The 24,518-nt window shown below is 53.9% G+C and carries 21 protein-coding genes; 4 read left to right on the top strand and 17 right to left on the bottom strand.

Annotated elements, in window-relative coordinates; all coding sequences use genetic code 11:
- Positions 1-55 precede the first annotated feature (55 nt).
- The 3 genes from clpB to rluD all read right to left on the bottom strand — a co-directional run bounded on the left by clpB (position 56) and on the right by rluD (position 4,519).
- Positions 56-2,635 carry an ATP-dependent chaperone ClpB gene (gene clpB, locus HVE01_RS16060; RefSeq protein WP_146945098.1) on the bottom strand — a complete coding sequence of 860 codons (2,580 nt, stop codon included), beginning with the start codon at positions 2,633-2,635 and terminating at the stop codon, positions 56-58.
- Positions 2,636-2,807: 172 nt separating this feature from the next.
- Positions 2,808-3,563 carry a peptidoglycan editing factor PgeF gene (pgeF, locus tag HVE01_RS16055; protein ID WP_125751612.1) on the bottom strand — a complete coding sequence of 252 codons (756 nt, stop codon included), beginning with the start codon at positions 3,561-3,563 and terminating at the stop codon, positions 2,808-2,810.
- The gene (gene rluD, locus HVE01_RS16050; protein WP_125751616.1) at positions 3,560-4,519 is read right to left on the bottom strand and encodes a 23S rRNA pseudouridine(1911/1915/1917) synthase RluD; all 960 of its coding nucleotides are present in this window, start codon (positions 4,517-4,519) and stop codon (positions 3,560-3,562) included. Before rluD ends, pgeF begins: the two co-directional genes overlap by 4 nt.
- Before the next feature lie 198 nt (positions 4,520-4,717).
- Between rluD and HVE01_RS16045 the strand changes: the two genes are divergently transcribed.
- On the top strand, positions 4,718-5,521 hold the full coding sequence (locus HVE01_RS16045) for an outer membrane protein assembly factor BamD (RefSeq protein ID WP_146945097.1): 804 nt from the start codon (positions 4,718-4,720) through the stop codon (positions 5,519-5,521).
- Between the two features lie 108 nt (positions 5,522-5,629).
- Here the strand turns inward: HVE01_RS16045 and HVE01_RS16040 are convergent, their stop codons facing one another.
- On the bottom strand, positions 5,630-7,264 hold the full coding sequence (locus HVE01_RS16040) for an NAD+ synthase (RefSeq protein ID WP_125751622.1): 1,635 nt from the start codon (positions 7,262-7,264) through the stop codon (positions 5,630-5,632).
- Positions 7,265-7,409: 145 nt separating this feature from the next.
- Here HVE01_RS16040 and HVE01_RS16035 point away from each other — a divergent pair, with 145 nt between their 5' ends.
- Positions 7,410-7,676: a PP0621 family protein gene (locus HVE01_RS16035; RefSeq protein WP_146945096.1), complete on the top strand. Its 267-nt coding sequence runs from the start codon at positions 7,410-7,412 to the stop codon at positions 7,674-7,676.
- A 32-nt stretch (positions 7,677-7,708) separates the two neighbouring features.
- On the opposite strand, the gene thiO is transcribed toward HVE01_RS16035, so the two are convergent.
- Complete coding sequence (gene thiO, locus HVE01_RS16030; RefSeq protein ID WP_146945095.1) at positions 7,709-8,818, bottom strand: glycine oxidase ThiO; 1,110 nt, start codon at positions 8,816-8,818, stop codon at positions 7,709-7,711.
- 78 nt (positions 8,819-8,896) lie between these two features.
- Between thiO and HVE01_RS16025 the strand changes: the two genes are divergently transcribed.
- Positions 8,897-9,421 (top strand): GspH/FimT family protein, encoded by a 525-nt coding sequence (locus HVE01_RS16025; protein WP_125751628.1) that lies wholly within the window; start codon positions 8,897-8,899, stop codon positions 9,419-9,421.
- 28 nt (positions 9,422-9,449) lie between these two features.
- On the opposite strand, the gene trxB is transcribed toward HVE01_RS16025, so the two are convergent.
- Positions 9,450-10,400 (bottom strand): thioredoxin-disulfide reductase, encoded by a 951-nt coding sequence (gene trxB / locus HVE01_RS16020; protein ID WP_125751631.1) that lies wholly within the window; start codon positions 10,398-10,400, stop codon positions 9,450-9,452.
- 272 nt (positions 10,401-10,672) lie between these two features.
- Between trxB and acnA the strand changes: the two genes are divergently transcribed.
- Positions 10,673-13,405, top strand: coding sequence for an aconitate hydratase AcnA (acnA, locus tag HVE01_RS16015; protein WP_146945094.1), 2,733 nt, complete (start codon positions 10,673-10,675; stop codon positions 13,403-13,405).
- Between the two features lie 83 nt (positions 13,406-13,488).
- Here the strand turns inward: acnA and HVE01_RS16010 are convergent, their stop codons facing one another.
- From HVE01_RS16010 to ileS, 11 genes are all read right to left on the bottom strand, one after another.
- Positions 13,489-15,168, bottom strand: a complete 1,680-nt coding sequence (locus HVE01_RS16010) for an NAD-dependent malic enzyme (RefSeq protein WP_146945093.1) — start codon at positions 15,166-15,168, stop codon at positions 13,489-13,491.
- Positions 15,169-15,347: 179 nt separating this feature from the next.
- Entirely contained in the window at positions 15,348-16,559 is a 1,212-nt protein-coding gene (locus HVE01_RS16005; protein WP_146945092.1) for a YeeE/YedE family protein, read from the bottom strand.
- Between the two features lie 137 nt (positions 16,560-16,696).
- Complete coding sequence (locus HVE01_RS16000; RefSeq protein ID WP_146945091.1) at positions 16,697-17,719, bottom strand: tryptophan--tRNA ligase; 1,023 nt, start codon at positions 17,717-17,719, stop codon at positions 16,697-16,699.
- A 50-nt stretch (positions 17,720-17,769) separates the two neighbouring features.
- Positions 17,770-18,246 (bottom strand): pilus assembly PilX family protein, encoded by a 477-nt coding sequence (locus tag HVE01_RS15995; protein WP_244973753.1) that lies wholly within the window; start codon positions 18,244-18,246, stop codon positions 17,770-17,772.
- 29 nt (positions 18,247-18,275) lie between these two features.
- The gene (locus HVE01_RS15990) at positions 18,276-18,749 is read right to left on the bottom strand and encodes a PilW family protein (RefSeq protein ID WP_146945090.1); all 474 of its coding nucleotides are present in this window, start codon (positions 18,747-18,749) and stop codon (positions 18,276-18,278) included.
- 13 nt (positions 18,750-18,762) lie between these two features.
- A complete protein-coding gene (locus tag HVE01_RS15985) occupies positions 18,763-19,170 on the bottom strand; it encodes a type IV pilus modification PilV family protein (RefSeq protein ID WP_146945089.1) in 408 nt (135 codons plus the stop codon).
- The gene (locus tag HVE01_RS15980; protein WP_146945088.1) at positions 19,171-19,572 is read right to left on the bottom strand and encodes a type IV pilin protein; all 402 of its coding nucleotides are present in this window, start codon (positions 19,570-19,572) and stop codon (positions 19,171-19,173) included.
- Between the two features lie 63 nt (positions 19,573-19,635).
- On the bottom strand, positions 19,636-20,616 hold the full coding sequence (gene ispH / locus HVE01_RS15975; protein ID WP_038478382.1) for a 4-hydroxy-3-methylbut-2-enyl diphosphate reductase: 981 nt from the start codon (positions 20,614-20,616) through the stop codon (positions 19,636-19,638).
- A 55-nt stretch (positions 20,617-20,671) separates the two neighbouring features.
- Positions 20,672-21,115 (bottom strand): FKBP-type peptidyl-prolyl cis-trans isomerase, encoded by a 444-nt coding sequence (gene fkpB, locus HVE01_RS15970; RefSeq protein ID WP_125751655.1) that lies wholly within the window; start codon positions 21,113-21,115, stop codon positions 20,672-20,674.
- A gap of 27 nt (positions 21,116-21,142) precedes the next feature.
- Positions 21,143-21,691, bottom strand: coding sequence for a signal peptidase II (gene lspA / locus HVE01_RS15965; protein WP_146945087.1), 549 nt, complete (start codon positions 21,689-21,691; stop codon positions 21,143-21,145).
- Positions 21,684-24,515, bottom strand: a complete 2,832-nt coding sequence (gene ileS / locus HVE01_RS15960; protein WP_171880218.1) for an isoleucine--tRNA ligase — start codon at positions 24,513-24,515, stop codon at positions 21,684-21,686. Before ileS ends, lspA begins: the two co-directional genes overlap by 8 nt.
- Positions 24,516-24,518: the final 3 nt, after the last annotated feature.

The following is a 24,518-nucleotide window of genomic DNA, read 5'->3' as shown; positions in this document are numbered from 1 at the left end:
TGCTGAGGATCACTGCGCAGACGCGTTGAGAACGTAGGCGTTTTAATTACCCACCTTACTCAAATACCAGCTTGCCTTCACTCGCACTGATATGAATAGTGTCGCCAGGGGCGTACTTGCCCGCCAGCAGGTCTTGAGCCAATGGGTTCTCGATGCGGCTTTGGATCGCCCGCTTCAGCGGCCTTGCGCCATACACCGGGTCGAAACCGACCACCGCCAGCTGAGCCATGGCGTCATCGCTAATTTCCAGGCTCAGGTCATGCTCAGCCAAGCGAGCTTTCAAACGCGCTAACTGAATACCGGCAATCGCCTGAATTTGCTCTTGGCCAAGGGCGTGGAACACCACCACCTCATCAATGCGGTTAATCAATTCAGGGCGGAAATGGTTACCCACCACTTCCATCACTGCATTTTTCATGACTTCGTAGTCGCTATCATCTCCCCCCATGCGCTGGATGATGTCCGAGCCCATGTTAGAAGTCATCACGATTACCGTGTTACGGAAATCGACTGTGCGACCTTGCCCATCAGTTAGACGACCATCCTCCAGCACTTGCAGCAGGATATTGAACACATCCGGATGCGCCTTTTCCACTTCGTCTAGTAACAGCACCGAGTAGGGCTTACGACGCACCGCCTCAGTTAAGTAACCACCCTCTTCATAACCTACATAGCCAGGAGGCGCACCAATCAAGCGAGCCACGGAGTGCTTCTCCATAAACTCCGACATGTCGATACGCACCATCGCCTCTTCAGTATCGAACAAGAAGTTAGCCAGCGACTTACATAGCTCTGTTTTACCCACCCCGGTTGGGCCGAGGAACAGGAACGAGCCGTTGGGTCGATTGGGGTCAGACAGCCCTGCCCGCGAGCGGCGAACGGCGTTAGCCACGGCCTCTACCGCTTCATGCTGGCCAATCACTCGCTCATGTAGCGCTTCTTCCATACGCAGCAGCTTGTCCCGCTCGCCTTCCAGCATTTTGGAGACCGGTATGCCTGTCCAGCGAGAAACCACCTCGGCAATCTCTTCTTCGGTAACGTTTGAGCGCAGCAGCTGGTGGCTGGCAATATCAGCTTCGCCTTCACCCGCTTCGCTGATTTTCTTCTCAAGCGCCGGAATTTTGCCGTACTGAATCTCGGACATACGCCCCAGATCGCCCTGGCGACGCGCTTGTTCAAGGTCAATGCGCGCCTGCTCAAGCTCTGCTTTAAATTGGGCTGCGCCTTGAATACTGGCTTTTTCAGCTTTCCAGATTTCATCCAAGTCAGCGTATTCGCGCTCCAGCTCATGAATCTGGTTGTTCAGCGCCTCAAGGCGTTTCTTAGTGGCCTCATCGGTCTCTTTCTTAAGCGCTTCGCGCTCCATTTTCAGCTGGATTAGGCGACGATCCAGCCTATCCATCTCTTCAGGCTTAGAGTCCAGCTCCATGCGGATACGTGACGCTGCCTCATCAATCAGGTCAATGGCTTTGTCGGGCAACTGCCTATCAGTGATATAGCGGGTAGAGAGCTTAGCCGCGGCGATAATCGCCGAGTCGGTAATATCCACGCCGTGGTGGACTTCATAGCGCTCTTTTAAGCCACGTAGAATAGCCACCGTGTCCTCTTCAGAGGGCTCATCGACCAACACCTTCTGGAAGCGACGTTCCAGCGCGGCGTCTTTTTCAATGTATTTGCGGTACTCATCCAGGGTGGTCGCGCCCACACAGTGCAGCTCGCCACGCGCCAGCGCAGGCTTAAGCATGTTGCCTGCATCCATCGCACCTTCAGCCTTACCTGCGCCCACCATGGTGTGCAGCTCATCAATAAACAGGATGACCCGGCCTTCTTCCTGGGAAAGCTCTTTGAGCACCGCTTTCAGACGCTCTTCAAATTCACCACGGAATTTGGCACCCGCCAGCAGCGAGCCCATATCCAAGGAAAGGACACGCTTCTCTTTCAAGCCTTCAGGCACTTCGCCATTCACAATGCGCTGGGCCAGCCCTTCGACAATGGCGGTTTTACCCACCCCTGGCTCACCGATCAGTACCGGATTATTTTTGGTACGACGCTGCAGCACCTGAATCGTGCGGCGAATTTCATCATCACGGCCAATTACGGGGTCCAGCTTGCCGTCTAAGGCACGCTGGGTTAGGTCCATGGTGTATTTGCTAAGTGCTTCACGCTGATCTTCGGCATTCGGGTCGTCGACCTTAGCACCACCGCGTAAACTATTGATTGCGGCTTCCAAGGCTTTGCGGCTGAGCCCTGCCTCTTTCATCAGTTTGGTGATCGCACCGTTCATTTCCAGTGCAGCCAGAAGTACTAATTCACTGGCAATGAACTGGTCGCCACGCTTCTGCGCTTCCCGGTCAGTTAGATTGAATAATTTAATGAAGTCGCGGGATGGCTGAACGTCACCGTCGAATTGGCTTACCTTAGGTAAGTCATCTAGCTGTTTCTGCAAACCGTCGCGCAGGCGCGAGCTGCTGCCCCCAGCTTTTTCAACCAGGGCTTTGATGCCAGTGTCTTTGGTATCGAGTAACGCAAGCACTAAGTGCGCGGGATCAAGCTGGTTATGGCCGTGCCCTACCGCAAGGGATTGTGCTTCAGAAATAGCGGCCTGTAATTTGGCAGTAAATTTATCGAATCGCATGGAGTTCCTCCTGGGGAAACCGTGCGTTTGGACCCACGGTGCTTCCCAATAACTTGTCTTTAATATGCTAGAAACGTTGACGTACTAAAAACGTTTAGCTTGACAAGTTTAATGGAGTCAGTTCCACGTATTTCAAGAGCTGTGCCTAACAAGCTCGAAGGAATAGTGCTGCTTAATTGATCCAGATCACACTTGCCATGCGCCCAGTGTTGCCATTGTCTCGGCGGTAGGAGTAAAAACGCGACTCGCAGGCAGTGCAGAAGTGGCCACCACTGATGTGATGGATCCCTAGCGCTTCTAAACGAAAGCGCGCTAAGCGATAAAGATCTGCCATATAGTGGCCAAGACGATAGGGGCTATGGTCAAACGCTTCGGCGGTCTCCGGGTGTACCGCAACAAAGGCCCCATACACTTCTGGCCCCACCTCAAATTGAGCATTTGAGATCGCCGGCCCTAGCCAAACCAAAATATCATCTGGATCGCAGTTCATGGCCGCCACGGTCGCTTCCAACACGCCACCCGCCAGCCCGCGCCAGCCCGCATGGGCAATGGCTACCTGAGTCCCTTGGCGATTGCAGAACATCACCGGCAAGCAGTCTGCGGTTAACACCACACAGGCATAGTCGTTGCTGCTGGCAACCGAGGCGTCTGCTTCCGGTGTATCGTCTTGATACTCCTGCTGAACACGTGCGCCATGGGTTTGATTAAGCCACAGCAGCGGTCGATCATCGCCAACTTCTTTATGCAACAAGCGCCGGCATAGCGCGACATGATCAGCATTATCGCCGACGTGGCTCGCTGGATTGAAAGCGGCAAAATCATCCTGGCTCGGCCCTGTTTCCCGAGTAGTCACAAACGCCCGCACATTAGCGGGGGCTGGCCAATCAGGTAACAGCAGCGTGGGCTTTAGATCAATCGCATCGCTCATCTCATGGTCTCACTATCTTCGCGCAGGTAATCCAACAGCATCAGTAGATCATCAGGTAAGTCGGCATGAAAAGTAAGCGTTTCACCACTCACCGGATGCACAAAACTGAGCTTTCGAGCATGCAGCGCCTGACGCGGAAATTCACGCAAAATCTCTTTTAGCGGCGCCGCAGCGCCCGGCGGCAGCTTAGCACGGCCACTATAGAGCGGATCGCCAATCAAGGGGTAGCGGGCATGTGCCATATGAACGCGAATTTGGTGGGTACGCCCGGTTTCCAGCTGGCAACGCACATGGGTATGCGCGCGAAAGCGCTCAACTACCCGAAAGTGAGTCACTGCCGGTTTCCCAGAAGCCGTGACCGCTTGGCGCTTGCGGTCTTTTGGGTGTCGGCCAATGGGCGCGTCGATAGTGCTGCCCGACACGGGCTTGCCAATCACCACGGCATCATATTGGCGAGAAACGCTGCGCGCCTGCAACTGCTCAACCAGCGTCGTTTGTGCGGGCAATGTTTTTGCCACCATCATTAGACCAGTAGTGTCTTTATCCAGACGATGGACTATGCCCGCCCGGGGCACTTCTGCCAGTGCAGGATGATGATGGAGCAACGCATTCAACAACGTGCCATCAGGATTGCCCGCGGCGGGATGAACCACCATGCCAGCGGCCTTATTGATGACCATCACCGCGTCGTCTTCATAAACGATATCAAGCGGAATATCTTGGGGCTCAAAACGAGTATCGTCTTCAATAGTCGCTTTTAGCGCTAATGTTTCGTGGCCGTGCAGCTTGGCCTTCGGTTTTACTTTAGCGCCGTCGACAGTGAGCTCACCGGCGTTGATCCACGCTTTCAAACGCTCGCGGGAATAATCGCTGAACAACTCAGCGGCGGCCTGGTCTAAACGCGCGCCAGCTAATGTCGCGGGTACTCGCTGCGTGGCTTCAACAATACGAGACATGAACAACCTCTTTAAGACGCAAACAACCGCGGCTACCCTATAATGCTTTTAACTCTTCACATGGCATTAGAGTGTCGCTAAGCCTGCGTTTTGCGTCTAGGTGATTTATAGTGGGCGAACTGCGACCTATTCTACCATTTCTACTTATGGCCATCGTCGCTTTTCGGTGATTGAGGCTTGTTTGCAACGAGGATGATGATGCGCGCTTTTTCCGCTGCCAACCGCTTTGGCGTTCTAGCCTTAAGCCTTGCCCTTTTGGCAGGCTGTGCCAGTAACGACACCACACCTGAAGAAGAGGATGAATTCTCAGGTGTGCAAGAACGTGAGCTCTATGAACTTGCCCGCACAGCGCTGGATAGCAACCGTTTCCCAATTGCCATTGAGCGACTGGAAGCGCTTGATACCCGCTACCCATTTGGCCCCCATGCCGAACAAGCTCAGCTTGAGCTAATTTACGCTTACTACGAAAACAGCAACTGGGAAGAGGCACGCGCCGCTGCCAGCCGCTTTATTCGCTTGCACCCTGACCACCCTCAAGTGGATTACGCCTACTACTTGCGCGGCCTTTCGGCTTGGCAGGCAGGGCGATTTAGCCTTGAACGCTTGCGCCTGATTGATATTTCTAAGCGTGACTTAGGTGCTTCACGGGATGCTTACAACGACTTCCGCGAATTAATTCAGCGCTTCCCTCAAAGCGAATATGCCCCGGATGCCCAGCAACGCATTGTGTATCTGCGTGAATTGCTGGCACGTCATGAACTGCACGTTGCCGATTACTACTTGCGTCGCGGTGCCTTCCTGGCCGCCGTTGAACGAGGTCGCTGGGTGATTGAAAACTATCCGGAGTCCAACGCAACGCGTGACGCGCTGGCAACCATGGTAGAAGGCTATCAAGGACTTGGCATGGACGACCGCGCCAACGAAGTGCTTGCCGTACTGCGCGAAAATGCGCCAAACCATGAGCAGCTTAGCAATGGTCGTTTCAAGCCTAAGCACTTATGAATAAGCGCCTGTAAAATAACGCCTGGTCCGATGACCGCATAGGATGGATTAGTCAGGTGTACAACGCCCTAAATCATGCTGAAGCACGATTTAGGGCGTTTTTGATGCTTAATCGCCAGGCTGCCAACCATTAACAATCGGGTAGCGCCGGTCGCGCCCAAACCCTCTGGGCGTCACCCGCACTCCGACCGGGGCTTGACGGCGCTTATATTCGCAGCGATCAACAAGCTTCACTACTTTATAAACATCTTCCTCATCAAACCCAGCGGCAATAATGGCCTCAGCACTCATATCGCCTTCAATGTAGCTCACCAGAATGGCATCTAGCACGTCGTAATCAGGCAATGAGTCACTGTCTTGCTGGTCGGGCGCCAGCTCCGCACTGGGCGGGCGCTCAATCACTCGCTCTGGAATAGCGGGCGACTGGGTATTACGCCAGCGGGCTAAGCGATACACCCAGGTTTTATAGACATCTTTGATGGCGTTATAGCCGCCCACCATATCGCCATAAAGCGTGGCGTAACCCACAGCCATTTCACTTTTATTGCCGGTCGTAAGCACCATCAGGCCTTTCTTATTGGAGATCGCCATCAGCAGAACGCCGCGACAGCGCGACTGCAGGTTCTCTTCAGTGGTATCCCGCTCGGCGCCAGCGAAACTTTCTGCCAGCGTGCCCATAAACGCGTCGACCATCGGCTCGATGGGCATTACGTCATAATGAACGCCCAGCATGTCAGCCTGTTCGGCAGCGTCCTGCTTCGAGATATCCGCCGTATAGTGGTAAGGCATCATCACTGCTTGCACACGCTGAGGGCCCAGCGCATCGACGGCAATCGCTAAGGAAAGAGCGGAATCGATACCACCGGAAAGCCCCAGAACAACGCCTTGAAAACCGCTTTTGTTGACGTAGTCACGCAGCCCTGTCACCAAGGCACAGTAAAGGCTCTCTTCAGGCTCAACCTCTGGCTCAATTTCACCCGCCTGGGGTTCCCAGGTATTAGCGCTCGTTTGCAGCAGCTGAACGGGCATTAAGCCTGCTTGCCAAGAAGGCGCCAGCACTTTGAGTTCGCCCTGGGCATCTACACAGCTAGAACCGCCGTCGAAAACCAGCTCATCCTGACCGCCGATAGTGTTCACATACACAATCGGGCGGTTGACATCCTGGGCACGCTGCTCTAACAAGCGCAAGCGCTCGCTAGGCTTATCCTGATGATAAGGCGAGGCGTTTAAGCTGATCAGCACTTCTGCACCGGCTTCACGGGCAGCATTGACCGGAGTGCCTTCCCAAAGGTCTTCACAAATCAGCAGCCCTAGCTTGGCACCTTTGTGCTCGTAAACCAGCGGTTCGGTACCAGGCGTAAAGTAACGCTGCTCATCAAACACCTGATAGTTCGGCAGTGCCTGCTTAGCATACTCCGCTTCCCATTGGCCGTTATACAGCACACCCGCCAGGTTATACCGCTTGCCTTCACGGACGCCTGGGTAGCCAATAATCACCAGCACATCGCGGGCGATTTTTTCTGCCATTTTCGCCCGTGCTTCACGCAAGCGAGCTTCCATCGATGGGCGAAGTAGCAGATCTTCCGGCGGATAACCGGACAAGAAAAGCTCTGGGAAGACAACAATATCCGCCCCATGCTCGATCCTCGCTTCGCGCACCGCTTCAATGGCGCGTGCAGCATTGCCGGGAATATCTCCCACTAGAGGGTCGAGTTGGGCCATTACCAGCGTTAAGTCTTGCATGGGCGTTAAAATCTCTTGAGAATCTTTAGAACACGTTGCCGCTCACCTTAGTACATTGTCCCGCAAGGACTGCCAACTGGCAAAGGTTAGCCGGCGCTCATGTTACTCTAGCTATTATTACATCCCACCATGGGAGTCATAGAGGATGAACCTTTTGATCATTCGGCTGATTATTTTTGCCGTGCTGTTCTATGTGGGCCTGAAACTTTATGGTCTCTACCGAGAGCGCAAACTTTCCCACCAACAGAGCGAACCCAAACGCCATGAAGGCGGACAAATGGTGCGCTGCCGCTGGTGCGATGTCCACGTTCCGGAAGAAGAAGCCTTACGCGATAGCGAACAGTGGTTTTGCTCAAGCGCTCATCGGGATCGTTTTTTGCAAGAGCAACAAGATAAGCAGAACCGCGATTGAAATCGCTAACGATAGACAGCGTCAGCCGTAAGCTATGCCAAATCCGTGATTAATCGATCTGCTGTCGGCTGAAAAGGCGCTGGGTCGATAAGTGGCTCACGCCCTAATAGCAGATCAACCAACACATGAGTAGACGCAGGTGCCAGCACTAACCCATTGCGGTAATGGCCCGCATTGACGTACATATCAGACCACCCCGGCAGCGCCCCAATAAATGGAATGCCGTCCGGTGAGCCGGGGCGCAACCCTGCCCAATGGTAAGCAACCGGATAATCTGATAACCCAGGCACAATGCTTTCAGCGGTCTGTTTGAGTGATGCCAGAGCTTCACTATCGGTCGTTTTATCAAACCCCGCTTCTTCTAAGGTTGAGCCTACCAACAGCAACCCATCACTACGCGGGATAATATAGCGGCCATCCTTCAATACCACGCGCTGCACTAACCCTGGCGGCGCTTGATAAGCAATCATTTGGCCTTTGACGGGGCGTACCGGCAGGCGAACCGTTAAGCTTTCTAACAGTCTGGCTGTCCAGGCGCCGCCACATACCACCACTTTTTCAGCGCGCAGCTCCCCTTGCGCAGTCGCAACGCCCAACACCTGTCGATCACGCGTTATAAAACGGCTTACCTCACAGCCTTCATTAACCACAACGTTCGGCATTGCCAGCAGCCGAGCGCGCAACGCCTGCCCCAGGCGTGGGTTACGCACACTGCCAAGTGTCGGCATCCACAGCGCACTCTCCTGCGCTGATGCCACCATGGGCTCCTTCTGACGAACAAACTCAGCGCTAACACGCTCCAGCGGCTTGGCTAAACCTCTCGCCCAACCAAGCGCAGTGTCTGCATCGTCAACGTTGAGATAGAGCAGCCCTTTTTGGCGATATTCAGGGTCAATGCCGGTTTCTTCCAACAAGCGTAGCGACAGCGTGGGATACACGCCCTCTGACCAGCGCGAAAGCTGCGAGATTGGCGGCGCATACCGCCATGGGTAAAGCGGCGAGACAATGCCGCCACCGGCCCAGGAAGACTCCTGTCCGCAAATGCCGCGCTCCACTAAAGTAACCTGTTGGCCAGCATCTGCTAGCTGCAGTGCCGTCATCATACCGATCACGCCACCGCCAATAATTAAGAAATTGCTCACAACGTTTGTCCGCTTTGGCTTACATAAAAAACGATCACCGCGAGGTAGGCTGTAGAAAAACACACGCCTGGAGCCACCATGTCAGCTAACAATAACGGCGTTCCACACACGCGTATCCAAGGCTTTACCCTGATCGAACTTATTATTGCTCTTCTGCTTATTTCAGCCTTAGCCGCCTGGGGAGTGCCAAATTTTCAAGCACTTGGCCGAAACACAGCCGTTACCGCCGATATTAACAGATTGCAGTCCGCCTTTTCGCTGGCTCGTAATACAGCGATTACACAGCGTGAAACGGCCACGGTTTGTCCAACCAATCAGCAAAGAAACAGCTGCACCAGTGACTGGAGTAACGCGCTACTGGTCATCAAGGGGGACGCGATAAATCAAATAACCAACAGCGACATTATTCGCGTCTTTCCTAAGGAGCAGGCAACTACCATCACTTATAACCGTAACAAGCGGCGTGTGAGCTATAGCACGCTTGGCCATGCAAATGGCTTCAACGGACGTTTTTATATATGTGCGGCAAGCGCTCCAGGAAAAGTGCTCGTGCTCAGTCGACTGGGTCGCCTGCGCATCGATGAAACGCCCGCCGATTGTTGATCGCGGCAGGCGTTAAACCACGACTAACTCAGGCGATGCCATCCAGATAGCGCTCAGCATCTAGCGCTGCCATGCAACCACTGCCTGCAGAGGTAATCGCCTGACGATAAATATGATCCATCACATCACCACAGGCAAAGACGCCTGGCACGCTGGTAGCGGTAGCATTGCCTTCAAGGCCCGATTGCACCTTGATATAGCCGCCATTCATGTCCAGCTGGCCCTCAAAAATCCCCGTATTAGGGCTATGACCGATAGCGATGAACAGCCCAGGCGCTTGAATCTCTTTGGTAGAACCATCTTTAGTCGACTTAACACGCACGCCAGTTACACCAGAGTTATCGCCCAGCACCTCGTCCACTTCGTAGAACCACTCAAGGGCAATTTTGCCTGCTTCGACTTTTTCGAACAGCTTGTCCTGGAGGATTTTCTCGGCGCGCAGCGTATCGCGACGATGCACCAACGTAACCTTAGAGGCGATATTTGAGAGATACAGCGCCTCCTCAACGGCAGTATTACCGCCTCCCACCACAATTACTTCTTGGTTACGATAAAAGAAGCCATCGCAGGTAGCGCAAGCAGACACTCCTTGGCCCATAAATTGCTGCTCGGTTGGCAAGCCTAGATAACGTGCGCTGGCACCGGTGGCAATAATCAGCGCATCACAAGTGTAAATTCCGCTATCCCCTTTTAAGGTATACGGCTTCTCACCTAAGCTGACCTCATTGATATGGTCGAACAACACTTCCGTATTAAAACGCTCAGCGTGCTGCTTCATACGCTCCATCAACTCTGGTCCCTGAACACCTTGTGCGTCGCCGGGCCAGTTATCGACATCGGTTGTGGTGGTCAATTGGCCACCTGCCTGCAAGCCGGTAATCAGCAATGGCTTTAAGTTAGCACGGGCGGCGTACACCGCTGCCGTATACCCTGCAGGGCCGGAACCAAGAATAATTAAACGTTCATGACGCGTTTCCATGACACCACCTTTGTCACAATTGAGCAGATATCGTTTGCAAGAGAGTCTGCCTGAAATGGCGTCAAGTACAAGCAATTACAAGGGTTAGCTTTCGCTATTAGGCGAAGACACCTTGAAAGCCGGGGGTGAAACACCCATGTGCTATTAACAAGATAAGCCATACTGGGGATAAGCCACATTAAAGCAAAGCAGTGACCGTCGCGCCTAAGCATTGCGATCAATTAATTGCGATCAGCAATTCGCTAAAGGCCAAGCAATCAAAGGAGAGACCAATGGGCAAGATACCCGATACGCTCACCACGCTAGAAGTAGGCAACCAGCAGTATCAATACTACAGCCTGCCAAAAGCCGCCGACGCACTCGGCAACATTGACCGACTACCCAAAACGCTCAAAATTCTGCTCGAAAACCAACTGCGCTTTGGCGATGACGAAAGTGTCGATCAAGAGGATGTTCAGGCGCTAGTGGACTGGCAAAAAGAGGGCAAATCAAGCCGTGAAATAGGTTACCGCCCCGCCCGTGTTCTCATGCAAGATTTCACCGGCGTGCCTGGGGTTGTAGATCTTGCCTCTATGCGCGCTGCCGTTGAGAAACTCGGCGAAGATCCCGCTCGCATTAACCCGCTTTCTCCTGTTGATCTGGTTATTGATCACTCGGTGATGGTCGATAAATTCGGCAATGCTACTGCGTTTCAAGAAAACGTCGATATCGAAATGCAGCGCAACCGTGAGCGCTACGAGTTTCTGCGCTGGGGCCAACAAGCGTTCGATAACTTTAGCGTTGTTCCGCCCGGCACCGGCATCTGCCACCAGGTTAACCTCGAGTACCTGGGTCGCGCAGTGTGGACAAAAGAGCAGGATGGCCAGACGTTTGCCTACCCCGACACCTTAGTCGGCACCGACTCCCACACCACTATGATCAACGGCCTGGGCGTACTTGGCTGGGGCGTCGGCGGTATCGAAGCCGAAGCCGCCATGCTTGGCCAGCCGGTCTCAATGCTGATTCCGGAGGTTATTGGCTTCAAGCTTAGCGGCAAGCTGCGCGAAGGCATTACCGCCACCGATTTAGTACTCACCGTTACTGAAATGCTGCGTAAAAAAGGCGTGGTAGGTAAGTTTGTTGAATTCTACGGTGACGGCCTTAAAGATTTGCCGCTGGCTGACCGTGCCACTATTGCCAATATGGCGCCGGAATATGGCGCGACCTGTGGCTTTTTCCCAGTCGACGACGAAACGCTTAACTACATGCGTCTTACTGGCCGCGAAGATGGCCAAATTGCGTTGGTTGAGGCCTATAGCAAGGCACAGGGGTTATGGCGCGAGCCGGGGGATGAACCAATCTTCACCGACTCTCTCAGCCTCAACATGGACGAGGTAGAAGCGAGTCTTGCTGGTCCGAAGCGCCCCCAAGACCGTGTGGCGCTAAAAGACATGGCCGCCGCCTTTGACAAGTTCATGCAAGAGGACACTAGCGCAGACACAACCGCAAAAGGAAAGCTCTCCTCGGAAGGCGGCCAAACGGCGGTGGGGGCTGAGCGCAGCTTTAAACATGACACCAGCCAAGCCGTTAAACTTAACGACAAGGATTTCAACCTCGATCCAGGTGCCGTGGTAATTGCCGCTATCACCTCATGTACCAACACCTCCAACCCCAGCGTCATGATGGCCGCCGGACTGCTAGCACGTAATGCACGCCAAAAGGGACTCACTACCAAGCCTTGGGTTAAAACCTCGCTAGCCCCCGGTTCCAAAGTAGTAACCGACTACTTAGCAGCCGCGAACTTAAGCGATGACCTGAATGCGCTGGGCTTTAACTTAGTCGGTTATGGTTGTACGACGTGTATCGGTAACTCCGGCCCGCTGCCCGATGAGATCGAGAAAGCGATCAGCAGCGGCGACCTTGCCGTGGCATCGGTGCTTTCAGGTAACCGCAACTTTGAAGGCCGCGTTCATCCGCTAGTCAAAACAAACTGGCTAGCCTCACCGCCCTTGGTGGTCGCCTATGCGTTAGCCGGCAATGTACAGTGCAACTTAACGTCCGACCCACTTGGCCAGGACGATGACGGCAACCCGGTTTATCTCAAAGACATCTGGCCTTCTCAAGCAGATATCGCCAGTGCGGTTGAACAGGTCAACACCGAGATGTTCCGCAAAGAGTATGGAGCAGTATTTGAAGGCGACGATACCTGGAAAGCCATCAACGTTCCTGAAAGCAAAGTTTACCAGTGGCCTGAATCGACCTACATTCAACATCCTCCGTTTTTCGAAGGCATGGAGCGTGAGCCGGATGCCATTGAGGATGTTGAAAACGCCCGTGTGCTAGCCCTGTTAGGCGACTCGGTGACGACCGACCATATCTCCCCGGCGGGCTCTATCAAGCCCGACAGCCCTGCGGGTCGTTACCTGCAAGAGCACGGCGTTAAGCCCGTCGACTTCAACTCCTACGGCTCACGTCGAGGTAACCATGAAGTGATGATGCGCGGCACATTTGCCAACGTGCGCATTAAAAACGAAATGCTGGATGGGGTTGTCGGTGGCGAGACCCGCCACGTTCCCAGCGGCGAGCAAATGGCGATTTACGATGCCGCCATGAAATATAAGGAGGAAGGTACCCCCTTAGTGGTGATTGCCGGTAAAGAGTATGGCACCGGCTCTTCACGGGACTGGGCCGCAAAAGGCACCCGCTTATTGGGTGTGCGCGCGGTTATTGCCGAGTCCTATGAACGTATACACCGCTCAAACCTAATTGGCATGGGCGTGGTACCGCTGCAGTTCCCTGAAGGTGAAAGCCGTGCAACGCTGGGTTTGACCGGTGATGAAGAGATATCAATTGCTGGCTTAAGCGATTTAAGCCCAGGCGGCAGCGTGAAAGTCGTCATCAAAAATGATGCTGGCGAGCGCACCGTTGATGCCAAGTGCCGAATTGATACCGTCAATGAGCTGGCTTACTACCGCCACGGTGGTATCCTTCACTACGTGTTGCGCAAAATGATCGGCGCAGCCTAAAGGTAAAACCTACCAATGCTTGCATAGCCCCCACCATGGTGGGGGCTTTTTTTACGCTCTGGTTTGGCTTCTCGTTTGTAAGCTTAGAAGGCTCTGCGGCGATAAGCACGATACTCAGGCGACCAGCACGCTCTCTCGATACGCTCACGTAGTTCGGTACCGCTTGTTTTAAGCGCCACGCCGTTTTGTTGCGCCTGGGCAGCTACTTCAAAAGCAATCGATTTACTAATATCGCGAATCCGCGATAGCGGCGGTAGCAGTGCGCCCTTGCCCTCCTTAACCAGCGGCGCTTCACGCGCCAGTGCCCGAGAGGCGCTCATCAACATTTCATCTGTCACGCGATTAGCGTTCGCGGCAATCACACCTAGCCCGATACCGGGGAAAATATAGGCATTGTTGCACTGGGCAATTGGATAGGTACGGCCGTTATACACCACCGGAGCAAAAGGGCTGCCAGTCGCGACTAGCGCTTGGCCGTCAGTCCAGCGAATCACATCTTCGGGTACTGCTTCTGCCTGAGAGGTAGGGTTAGATAGCGGCATAATCACCGGATGTTCGCAGCCCGCGTGCATGGTGCGCACCACTTGTTCGGTAAAAATACCGCGCTTGCCGCACACACCAATCAATATCGTTGGTTTCATTTGGGCAATGGTCTCTTCAAGCCCCTGACCATTCCAGTTAGCCACCAGCTCAGAATCGTGGGCCAAGCGGCGCTGGAAATCCCGCTGCCAAGGCTGATCCGTGGTCATCAACCCATCTCGATCAACAATAAATATTCGCGACCGTGCTTCGCTTTCAGTCAGCCCCTCTGCCTGCATGGCCACGACCACCTGCTCAGCAATACCACAGCCTGCCGAACCACCACCAACAAACACTACGCGCTGCTGGGCAATCGTTTCATCGCGAGCCTGGCACGCCGCCATTAAGGTGCCCACCACCACTGATGCGGTTCCTTGCACATCGTCATTAAAGCAGCACAAATCGTCACGGTAGCGCTCTAAGAGTGGCACCGCATTGGCCTGGGCAAAGTCTTCGAACTGCAGCAGAACGTTCGGCCAGCGACGTTTTACAGCGGCAATAAATTCCCCCATAAACGCATCGTACTCTTCCTGGCTAACCCGCTCATGGCGCCAGCCCATGTACATAGGGTCTTCCAGCAATGCCTGATTATTAGTGCCCACATCAATCATAATCGGCAACGTGTAGGCGGGGCTAATACCACCACAAGCGGTATAAAGTGCCAGCTTACCGATGGGAATACCCATCCCACCAATTCCCTGGTCACCCAGCCCTAGAATCCGCTCACCATCGGTGACAACAATCACCTTAACGTTATCTTTGGTGGCACTGCGCAGGATATCGTCCATATGCTCGCGATCCGGATAGCTGATGAACAGCCCCCGGTGATTGCGATAAATATTAGAGAACTCCTGACATGCCTGCCCGACCGTAGGGGTATAAATAATCGGTAGCATCTCTTCCAGATGCTGAGAAACCAAGCGAAAGTACAGCGTTTCGTTGTCATCTTGGATGGCACGCAAATGAATGTGCTTCTCTAAATCACTATGACACTGCTGATACTGGCGATAAGCCCTCGATAACTGCTCGTCAATGGTCTCTACTTTTTGCGGTAACAAACCAATCAGGTTAAACGCTAGCCGCTCCTCTTGAGTAAACGCGCTGCCTTTGTTCAATAGCGGCATTTCAAGCAAAGAAGGACCGGCGTAAGGAATGTACAGGGGGCGTTTACTCTTCGTAGACATAGGCACTCTCTTTTTATGTCGATTGCTATTGCAATGCAGCAACGCTGGGCGTTGGCGGCGTTTATCCGTAATGTAACACGCTAATACGACAAAGGTGGGAGGGACATAAGCAATGGCAATAAAAAAACGCCTTGGTAGCTACCAAGGCGCTCATAAAAAGCCTTAAAACTGATCAACTACTAGCAGCTTTTAGCAACAGGCTGGCGACCTTCAACACCGCTAAAAAAGAACGGCCGCAGCTTAACGCCCACCATGTTGCCGGCGAACGCCGCAACCATCCATATCCAGCCATGCAAGCTGCCAGAGGCAATGCCGCTGAAGTAAGCGCCAATATTGCAACCAAATGCCAGCCGCGCGCCATACCCCAGCATAACGCCACCAATAACAGCCGCTAATAAGGATTTAAACGGAATGCGGAAGTTGGGAGCAAAGCGCCCAGCAAGGCTCGCTGCGGCAAGCGCACCCAACATGATGCCAACGTTCATCACCGTCGTGATGTCACTCCATACACTCGCCTCTAATGCCGCCGCATTACCGGGCGCTTGCCAATAGCCCCACTGACTGACATCACCACCAACGAGCTCAAACCCTTTCGCCCCCCACAGCGCGAACGCAGAGGTAATACCCCAAGGGCGACCAGCAAGGGCCAATGTTGCGAAATTAAGTAGCGCTAGCGCCACTGCGCCAGCCATCAACGGCCACGGCCCCGTTAACCAGCGCTGACTGCCAGGCTTATCGACCAGCGGTGCCTGCTCCAAGTGGCCATGGCGACGCTTTTCCATAATCACAGTAAACGCAGTAATCGCTGCAAACAGCACCAAGCTAATCGCGATACCACCGCCAGCACCTGCCACATTCACCAGCGACACAGGCTGAAACGCGGGCAGGCTCTGCCACCACGTAAAATGCGCCGAACCAATCACCGACCCGACAATAAAGAACAGCAGCGTGATTAACATTCGTGCATTACCACCACCTGCAGTAAACAGTGTGCCCGACGCACATCCGCCACCTAACTGCATGCCTACACCAAAGATAAACGCCCCCACCACAACCGAAATACCAATCGGCGCAACAAAACCACTCACGCTAGTGCCAAACAGCGAACCAGCGCTTAACGCCGGAAAAAACAGCACCACCGCAATCGCCAACATCACCATTTGGGCACGCAAACCTCGACCCCGCCGCTCGGTGATAAATACCCGCCAAGCAGCGGTAAAGCCAAATGCCGCGTGATACAGCACCAGCCCAAGCAAGCCGCCAACAATCATTAAGAGACCAATATTGGCGCCAAACACGACACCGATAATCACCGCGCCCAGCACAATGGCTGCCGCTGAGAGTAATGGCACCCGGTTCTGACTAGGTGCCACTGCAGAAATCGTCGACATAGCTCACCTTCTAACAACGCCAAAAGCGCCTGTTAGAAACAGGCGCTTGGCTGAGTTGGACAATAATGAGAAGCCTAACGCTGGCTTTAGATCGCTGGAAATTCTTTATTCAGCAGTGCATATGCTTTTTAAGAATATTAAACAAAGCGTCCTAAACCTACTACGGAACGTAAGCGATCCATGGTGACGGCGGCTTCTTCTCTGGCGCGATCAGCACCTTTTTGCAGCACCGCTTCAATATGCGCGGGGTCTTCCATAAGCGCGATGTAACGCTCGCGGGGGGCAGTTAAGTGCGCATTCAAGTAATCAAATACCTGGTTCTTAGCGTCGCCCCAGCCAATACCTGCCACGTACTGCTCGCGTAGTGCAGCGGCTTCCTCATTGCTGGCAAACGCTGAGAATATCTGGAACAGCGTGCAGGTGTCTGGGTCTTTGGGCTCACCGGGTTCCAGTGAGTTAGTTTTGATTTTGCGCACCAGCTTCTGCAGTTTTTTCTCGCTAGAGAAAAGCGGGATCGTATTGTTATAGCTTTTGGACATTTTACGACCGTCCAAGCCCTTCAACACTTCGCCTTTTTCATCCACAACGGCTTCAGGCAGAGCGAAATACTGGCCTTTAAACATGTGGTTGAAACGTCCGCCGATATCACGCGCCATTTCAATGTGCTGAATTTGGTCGCGCCCTACCGGCACTTTATTGGCATTAAACATTAAGATGTCGGCGGCCATTAACACCGGGTAGCCGAACAACCCCATGGTGACGCCTTTATCAGGGTCTTGGTCACCGGCTTCTTCATTGTCAGCGACTGCCGCTTTGTATGCGTGGGCGCGGTTCATCAGCCCCTTGGCGCACACACAAGAAAGCATCCACATTAATTCGGGAATTTCAGCGATATCCGACTGACGATAAAAAATGGCGTTATCGGTATCTAGCCCTAGCGCAAGCCACGTGGCGGCAATTTCCAGACGCGACTCTTGCACACGCTTCGGATCTTGGCATTTGATCAGCGCGTGATAGTCAGCAAGAAAGTAAAACGACTGTACATTGGGGTCTTGGCTTGCCTCAATGGCAGGCTTAATAGCCCCGACATAGTTACCAAGGTGTGGCGTTCCGGTCGTGGTTATCCCGGTCAGCACGCGGGTTTTGGCTGTCTGACTCATAATGTGGATCCAGCTGGGTAAAGGTCAAAAAAAGGTAAGTCATTGTACACTTAATGCCAAACCACCGTCGCCTGTGTCTGATCCTCTCCTCCTTCTACTTTGATAAACACAGGTAGGCTCTGTGCTAGTAATGTTTCACTATCGGCATCGCTAATAACCGCACCTAACGCCACTACCCAAGGTTGGCCGTCACGCTCAATGGGCGTAAATAAACAGCTATTGTGTTCGCAGTCATCGCCCAGCAGCGTGGTCGACAGGTGTGCTACGACATCATCCCAATGGAGAGTTTGATCGCTATTGATTCTGAGCACGCTTTCTCCCCAGGTTAATTCACTAAATGATGCCACTGCTTGCGAGGCGGCTATTTCAGCGCGCATTTGCGCTAACGTCGATGCCCGGTAATTACTCGCTAAGCGTTCATCCACAAACGCAGATTGAACGCAGATAACGCCAATAATCAACGCGCTAGCTAGCAGCGCCATCACCACAACGAGCGCAGCGCCCTGCTCCTGCGGTCTAAGCTGCATATCGCCTCCTTGTGCACACTCCACACCGTTCATGGACTAGCCGAAAACGCAGACTGCAGAGCAGCCTCTCGATGGGTAACGTGGAAATCGATATTGGCCCCTTGCCGACCTAATGGCAGTGACACTACGCTAACCCCGTTGCTGGCGGGCGCTCCAAGCGGTTCGTCCCGCTCACAGCTAGCGCCAGCGTCATAATCAAAGGTGACCAGCGGCTGAGCCTCCTGCATATCCTGAACCGTGCAGCGACAGTCAGCTTCAATCACCACGCACTGCAGGCGAAAAAAAGGCGCTCCGTTTGAGTCGGTAGCGCCGTGTCTGCGTAGGGTGTCGGTAATTGATGTCGCCGCGTAAAGAAGCGCTTCCTGATGACGCCCCAATTGATCTACCTGCTTAAAGATATGAAAGGTGCTCAAGAAAAGCTGTCCAGCACCCAGAATCACCACCGTCCCAATGACCATGGCGACCAGTAGCTCTGTTAACGTAAAACCGCGCTGCACATCCATGGCAGGCCTACCTTTACGGCTGATTGGGAAGTTGGAACACGTAGTTGAAGATATCGTCGGACCCATTAGGCTCAGTCCGCAGGCGCACCACCACATCAAACCGGCAGCCTTGGCGCTCAATACGACTCTGTTGCCCCTGGGCATAGCCTAGCGCCGCTTGTTGGCCTGCAAACCAATGGCTATGCCATGCGGACTCAATGGTGGATAACAGAATCGTGTCACAGTCTTGGTGTGAGGAAAGCGCTGCCCATATCCGCTCTTGGGCATCTAGCGCAGCGACATTCGCTAGCGACTGCGTGTAGCCTGCACTAGCGCTTTGCAGTGCTGTTATCTGCATCGCGGCGACACCTATCAGTCCAAACGCTAAAATCACCAGCGCGATAAGCGCTTCAATTAGCGAAAAGCCGTTTTGCCTAACCATTTACCAGCACGCCTCAGGCAGGCGCTCACCTCGCGCATTAAATTGAATATCGCTGTGACAACCGTCAGTTTGTGATGTTGTCGCCGTCAGTAAAAACCCGCCATCGTCCTCACCGCCGTCATCGGCTGTAATCGTGTAGTTACCATCGGGAGAAGAGGGAGTAAAGGAGCAGTCGGCATACGTGTATTGGCGAGAGTAACAGCGCTCAAGCTCGGCGGCGGCCTGCAGCAAACCAGCATGGGCATCCGTGCGTAGCGAGCGCTCAACATAGCGGGTGTAATTGGGGTAGGCAATGCCCGCCAAAATGCTGATGATAGCGACGACAATCAGCATTTCAATGAGCGTAAAACCGTGCTGACGAGCTTCCTGGCGCCCAGCACGGTTAGCAAAAGGCAAAGGCACTGAACGCGCTCCTATATCAGTTAGCCCATACCCTGAGTATGTCGCAAACCGATATGCTTTGCATCAGTCGCTTACAATCACTTGCTCACGCAGCTCTTTCGGCATAGAAAAGGTAATATTCTCTTCGCGTCCCTGCAGCTCAACAGGCACCTCTGCACCAAAGGTCTGCAGCTTGTCGATAACACCTTTCACCAGCACTTCTGGCGCACTGGCTCCGGCAGTGACACCAATGCGGCTGACACCTTCCAGCCACGCTGGCGCAATTTGGTCGGCATTATCGATCAAATAGGCAGGCGTGCCCATCCGCTCGGAAAGCTCGCGCAGGCGATTAGAGTTGGAGCTATTGGGGCTGCCGACGACCAATACCAAGTCGCTATCTGCCGCTAGCTCACGCACCGCATCCTGGCGGTTTTGAGTGGCATAACAGATATCATCTTTGCGTGGCCCCTGAATCTCTGGGAACTTCTCTCGCAGCGCATCAATTACCTTAGCGGTGTCATCCATCGAAAGCGTGGTTTGGGTCACAAACGCCAGCGCTGACGGGTCGTTGACGGCTAACTTCGCCACGTCCTGCTCATCTTCGACCAGGTAAATCTGGCCACCGTGGGAAGTGTCATAACGCCCCATGGTGCCTTCGACTTCCGGATGGCCTTCGTGACCAATCAAAATGCACTCTTGGCCGCGCTTAGCATAACGCAACACTTCCAAATGCACTTTGGTGACCAATGGGCAGGTCGCATCGAAGACTTTGAGACCGCGCTGCTCGGCTTCTTGTTGCACGGCACGGGAGACACCGTGGGCCGAGAAAATCACGATCACGTCGTCAGGCACTTCATGCAGCTCTTCAACAAACACCGCGCCACGTTCACGCAATGTTTCCACCACAAAGCGGTTATGCACCACCTCGTGGCGCACGTAAATGGGCGGGCCGAAGACATCTAGCGCGCGGTTGACGATGTCGATCGCGCGATCCACGCCAGCACAAAAACCGCGCGGGTTCGCTAGCTTGATCTGTATTGGCTGAGAGGACTCTGATGACTGCATAAAAGCGCCTTGATGCAACTTGCATCGCCGGTTAAATGAAAACGAGTGCTTAAAATCAGTGTTTGGTGATGGGCGTTACGTTCAGCACATCGACTTCAAACGTCAACGTACGACCGGCTAGCGGATGGTTAAAATCCACTTCCACACGGTCGCCGTCTATGCTTTTGACCACGCCAGGCAGTTCCGTTCCCGCTTTATCAGCAAATGACATCACCATACCGACTTCAGGTGCTTCATCACCGAAATCGGCACGCTTCAGCGTTTGAATATTTTGCGGATTATGCTGCCCAAAGGAGTGCTCAGGCGTGATTTGAAACGACCCGCTCTGGCCTGCGGCCATGCCTTTAATCGGGTGCTCAAAGCCAGGTGGTAAGTTACCGTCGCCATACTGAAACGTCGCCGGGGCTTTCTCTTTGGTGGAATCGACTACCGTGCCATCCTCCAGCTTCAGCGTGAAGTGCAGGGTAATTTCCATACCATCGTCAATTAGGTAGTCCATGGTTCCTCACTCGTCACTCTATGGCTTTCAATCACGCTGCTGTAGCGCGGCTTTCTTACGACGTCGATCACCCATTATCGACTCCCAAATTAACCCCACCGCCCCCAGCGTAATGCCGATATCCGCCACATTAAAGGCGGGATAGTACCAACCAGCGGCATGGAACGATAAAAAGTCCACCACATAGCCATGTACTAAACGGTCATACAGATTACCCAGGGCACCGCCAATAATCAGCGGCAACGCCACGGCCAGCAGCTTTTCATCCGCCTTAACGCGGGAGAGCCAAACGGTTAAGCCAATGCTGGCTCCAATGGCAATCAGCGCAAAAAACCAGCGCTGCCAGCCGGGATGGTCCGCTAGAAAGCTGAACGCAGCGCCAGTATTGTGCAGCAGCGTTAGGTTGAAAAACGGCAGCACCTCAATGGGCTGGGCATAATTCAACAAATGGCTGGCGGTGTATTTGGTCAGCAAATCTAACACGATGATCGCCACCGCTAGCCACAGCCAGCGCAGCGGCCGCCGCATTGGCGGCCGCTGGTGTGGATCGTTGGTGGTTGACGCAGTGTTAGGCATAGTAACGAATCTCGCCGCTGCCCTCTGGAAGGTTACTGATACAGCGACCACACAGGTCGGCATGCTCAGCATGGGTGCCTACATCGGCACGATGGTGCCAGCAGCGCTCGCACTTCTGGTGCTCGCTTCCGCTAACCGCCACTTTCAAGCCTTCAAGCTCGGTGCTTTCTGCGTTGGCGGCATCCGCTAGCGGTGCTAGATGGACTTCACTGGTAAGCATCACGAAGCGCAGCTCGTCGCCCAATTTGGACAGCGTAGCGTTCAGTTCGTCGCTCACGTACAGCGTAACTTCCGCCGCCAAGCTGCCCTTGATGACTTTGGCATTACGGGCGTCTTCCAAGCACTTATTCACCGAGTGCTTCACTTCCAGCACTTGCTCCCAGAAGGCACGGCCCAGCTCAGCGCCGTCATCTAAGGTGCTAAGCCCGGTGTAGTAAGTTTCCAGCAGTACGCTGTCGCCACGCTGGCCAGGAATATGCTCGTAGATCTCCTCAGCGGTAAACGACAAGATCGGTGCAATCCAACGGCTCAGCGCTTCAACCACATGATAAAGCGCGGTTTGTGCGCTACGGCGGGCAAGTGAATCCGTTTGGGTGGTGTACTGGCGATCTTTAATGACATCCAGATAGAAGCCACCTAATTCCCGCGCGCAGAAACCGTGTACCTGCTGATACACATCAAGGAAGCGGTACTCTTCATAGGCTTTTTCGATACGCCCCTGCAGCTGTGCCGCACGGTCAACCACCCACTGATCCAGTGCCAGCATATCGCCAAAGGCCACCTGGTCGTTAGCCGGATCAAAACCATTCAAGTTAGAAAGCAAAAAGCGTGCAGTGTTGCGGATACGACGATACACATCGGCGGTACGCTTCAAGATTTCGTCGGACACCGCCATTTCACCGGAGTAGTCGGTAGACGCGACCCATAGACGCAAAATATCAGCGCCCAACTTATCCATCACACTTTGCGGCGCGACCACATTCCCCAGCGATTTGGACTGCTTACGGCCCTGTGAATCGACGGTAAAGCCATGGGTTAGCAGTTGACGATAGGGCGCATGACCATCAATCGCCGAACCGGTCAGTAGCGACGAATGGAACCAGCCACGGTGCTGGTCCGAGCCTTCCAGGTACAAATCAGCACGCGGGCCGCTTTCATGACCATGAGGATGCGAGCCACGCAGCACATGACGATGCGTGGAGCCGGAGTCAAACCAGACATCCAATGTATCGGTGACTTTGTCGTACTCAGCAGCTTCGGCACCGAGCAGCTCAGCGGGATCGAGTTTAAACCACGCTTCGATACCCTCTTGCTCGACGCGCTTAGCCGCCTCTCCCATCAACTCAACCGTCTTGGGATGCAGTTCGCCGGTTTGCTTATGCAAGAAGAACGGAATCGGCACGCCCCAGTTACGCTGGCGAGAGATACACCAGTCCGGGCGATTAGCGATCATGCTATGCAGACGCGCCTTGCCCCACGCGGGGGTAAATTCGGTGGCTTCGATGCCTTCCAACGCCCGCTCGCGCAGCGTTTTGCCGTCTTTACCTTTGATATCCATGCCCACAAACCACTGGGCGGTGGCACGATAAATCACCGGGGACTTATGGCGCCAGCAGTGCATATAGCTGTGTTTGATAGGCGTGTGCGCCATTAGCGCATTAACCTCGCGCAACTTCTCAACGATATGCGGGTTGGCCTTCCAGATCATCTGGCCGCCGAAGAACGGCAGATCATCAGCATAGACACCGTTCCCCTGCACCGGGTTAAGCATGTCATCAAAGCTCATGTCATGCTCACGGCAGGTGATGAAGTCATCCATACCGTAAGAAGGCGCTGAGTGAACGATGCCCGTGCTGCCCACTTCAGACTCAACGTAATCTGCTAGGTAAACCGGCGAGAGGCGGTCATAGAACGGATGACGGAAATTGATCAGATCCAGCGCGGCACCTTGTGCGGTAGCAATTACGCTGCCCGTCAGCTCAAAGCGCTCCAAACAACTTTCTACCAGCTCTTCTGCGAGCAGTAGCAGGCGTTCGCCGGTATCCACAAGCGCATAGGTAAACTCAGGGTGAACGTTCAGCGCTTGGTTAGCGGGGATTGTCCAAGGCGTGGTGGTCCAGATCACCACCGCCGCCGGCTTGGGCAATTCGCTTAGGCCAAAGGCCGCCGCTAGCTTGTCGGCATCTTCTACCGGGAAAGCGACGTCGATAGCATCGGATTTTTTATCGGCATACTCAACTTCCGCCTCAGCCAAGGCCGAGCCACAATCAAAGCACCAGTTAACTGGTTTTAGGCCTTTGAACACATAGCCTGCATCTACCATCGCCGCCAAAGCACGGATTTCGCCTGCTTCATTAGCGTAATCCATCGTGCGATAGGGGTGGTCCCAGTCACCGATGACGCCCAGGCGAACGAAGTCAGCGAGCTGCGTTTCAATCTGCGCACCGGCATATTCACGGCACAGCTCGCGAGCTTTATCCGCGGCCAAATGTTTGCCGTGGGTGGTTTCTACTTTGTGCTCAATAGGCAGACCGTGGCAATCCCAGCCCGGCACGTAAGGGGCATCAAAGCCTGCCAGATTCTTCGACTTAACAATAATGTCTTTAAGGATTTTATTGAGAGCGTGACCAATATGGATACTGCCGTTGGCGTAGGGAGGGCCATCGTGCAGAACAAACAGCGGCGCACCCGCACGGGCATCGCGCAGGCGCTGGTATAGGTTCATATCCTGCCATTTAGAAACGCGCCCTGGCTCCTGCTTCGGCAGCATGCCGCGCATAGGAAAGTCGGTTTCTGGCAAGTTTAGCGTGTGCTTATAATCCATAGT

Source organism: Vreelandella venusta (genome assembly GCF_007989605.1).
Classification (GTDB): Bacteria; Pseudomonadota; Gammaproteobacteria; order Pseudomonadales; family Halomonadaceae; genus Vreelandella; species Vreelandella venusta.
This window is presented reverse-complemented; position numbering and strand designations above follow the sequence as displayed.

What these genes read in the sequence shown, in the direction of transcription:
- trxB (WP_125751631.1), bottom strand. Translation starts at nt 10,400, where the DNA reads ATGGAAACGCGTCATGAACGTTTAATTATTCTTGGTTCCGGCCCTGCA.
- ileS (WP_171880218.1), bottom strand. Translation starts at nt 24,515, where the DNA reads ATGGATTATAAGCACACGCTAAACTTGCCAGAAACCGACTTTCCTATG.
- rluD (WP_125751616.1), bottom strand. Translation starts at nt 4,519, where the DNA reads ATGTCTCGTATTGTTGAAGCCACGCAGCGAGTACCCGCGACATTAGCT.
- HVE01_RS16040 (WP_125751622.1), bottom strand. Translation starts at nt 7,264, where the DNA reads ATGCAAGACTTAACGCTGGTAATGGCCCAACTCGACCCTCTAGTGGGA.
- fkpB (WP_125751655.1), bottom strand. Translation starts at nt 21,115, where the DNA reads ATGGACTACCTAATTGACGATGGTATGGAAATTACCCTGCACTTCACG.
- HVE01_RS16025 (WP_125751628.1), top strand. Translation starts at nt 8,897, where the DNA reads ATGTCAGCTAACAATAACGGCGTTCCACACACGCGTATCCAAGGCTTT.
- clpB (WP_146945098.1), bottom strand. Translation starts at nt 2,635, where the DNA reads ATGCGATTCGATAAATTTACTGCCAAATTACAGGCCGCTATTTCTGAA.
- ispH (WP_038478382.1), bottom strand. Translation starts at nt 20,616, where the DNA reads ATGCAGTCATCAGAGTCCTCTCAGCCAATACAGATCAAGCTAGCGAAC.
- HVE01_RS15995 (WP_244973753.1), bottom strand. Translation starts at nt 18,246, where the DNA reads ATGCAGCTTAGACCGCAGGAGCAGGGCGCTGCGCTCGTTGTGGTGATG.
- HVE01_RS16010 (WP_146945093.1), bottom strand. Translation starts at nt 15,168, where the DNA reads ATGTCTACGAAGAGTAAACGCCCCCTGTACATTCCTTACGCCGGTCCT.
- HVE01_RS15985 (WP_146945089.1), bottom strand. Translation starts at nt 19,170, where the DNA reads ATGGTTAGGCAAAACGGCTTTTCGCTAATTGAAGCGCTTATCGCGCTG.
- HVE01_RS15990 (WP_146945090.1), bottom strand. Translation starts at nt 18,749, where the DNA reads ATGGATGTGCAGCGCGGTTTTACGTTAACAGAGCTACTGGTCGCCATG.
- HVE01_RS16045 (WP_146945097.1), top strand. Translation starts at nt 4,718, where the DNA reads ATGCGCGCTTTTTCCGCTGCCAACCGCTTTGGCGTTCTAGCCTTAAGC.
- HVE01_RS16005 (WP_146945092.1), bottom strand. Translation starts at nt 16,559, where the DNA reads ATGTCGACGATTTCTGCAGTGGCACCTAGTCAGAACCGGGTGCCATTA.
- HVE01_RS16035 (WP_146945096.1), top strand. Translation starts at nt 7,410, where the DNA reads ATGAACCTTTTGATCATTCGGCTGATTATTTTTGCCGTGCTGTTCTAT.
- pgeF (WP_125751612.1), bottom strand. Translation starts at nt 3,563, where the DNA reads ATGAGCGATGCGATTGATCTAAAGCCCACGCTGCTGTTACCTGATTGG.
- acnA (WP_146945094.1), top strand. Translation starts at nt 10,673, where the DNA reads ATGGGCAAGATACCCGATACGCTCACCACGCTAGAAGTAGGCAACCAG.
- HVE01_RS16000 (WP_146945091.1), bottom strand. Translation starts at nt 17,719, where the DNA reads ATGAGTCAGACAGCCAAAACCCGCGTGCTGACCGGGATAACCACGACC.
- lspA (WP_146945087.1), bottom strand. Translation starts at nt 21,691, where the DNA reads ATGCCTAACACTGCGTCAACCACCAACGATCCACACCAGCGGCCGCCA.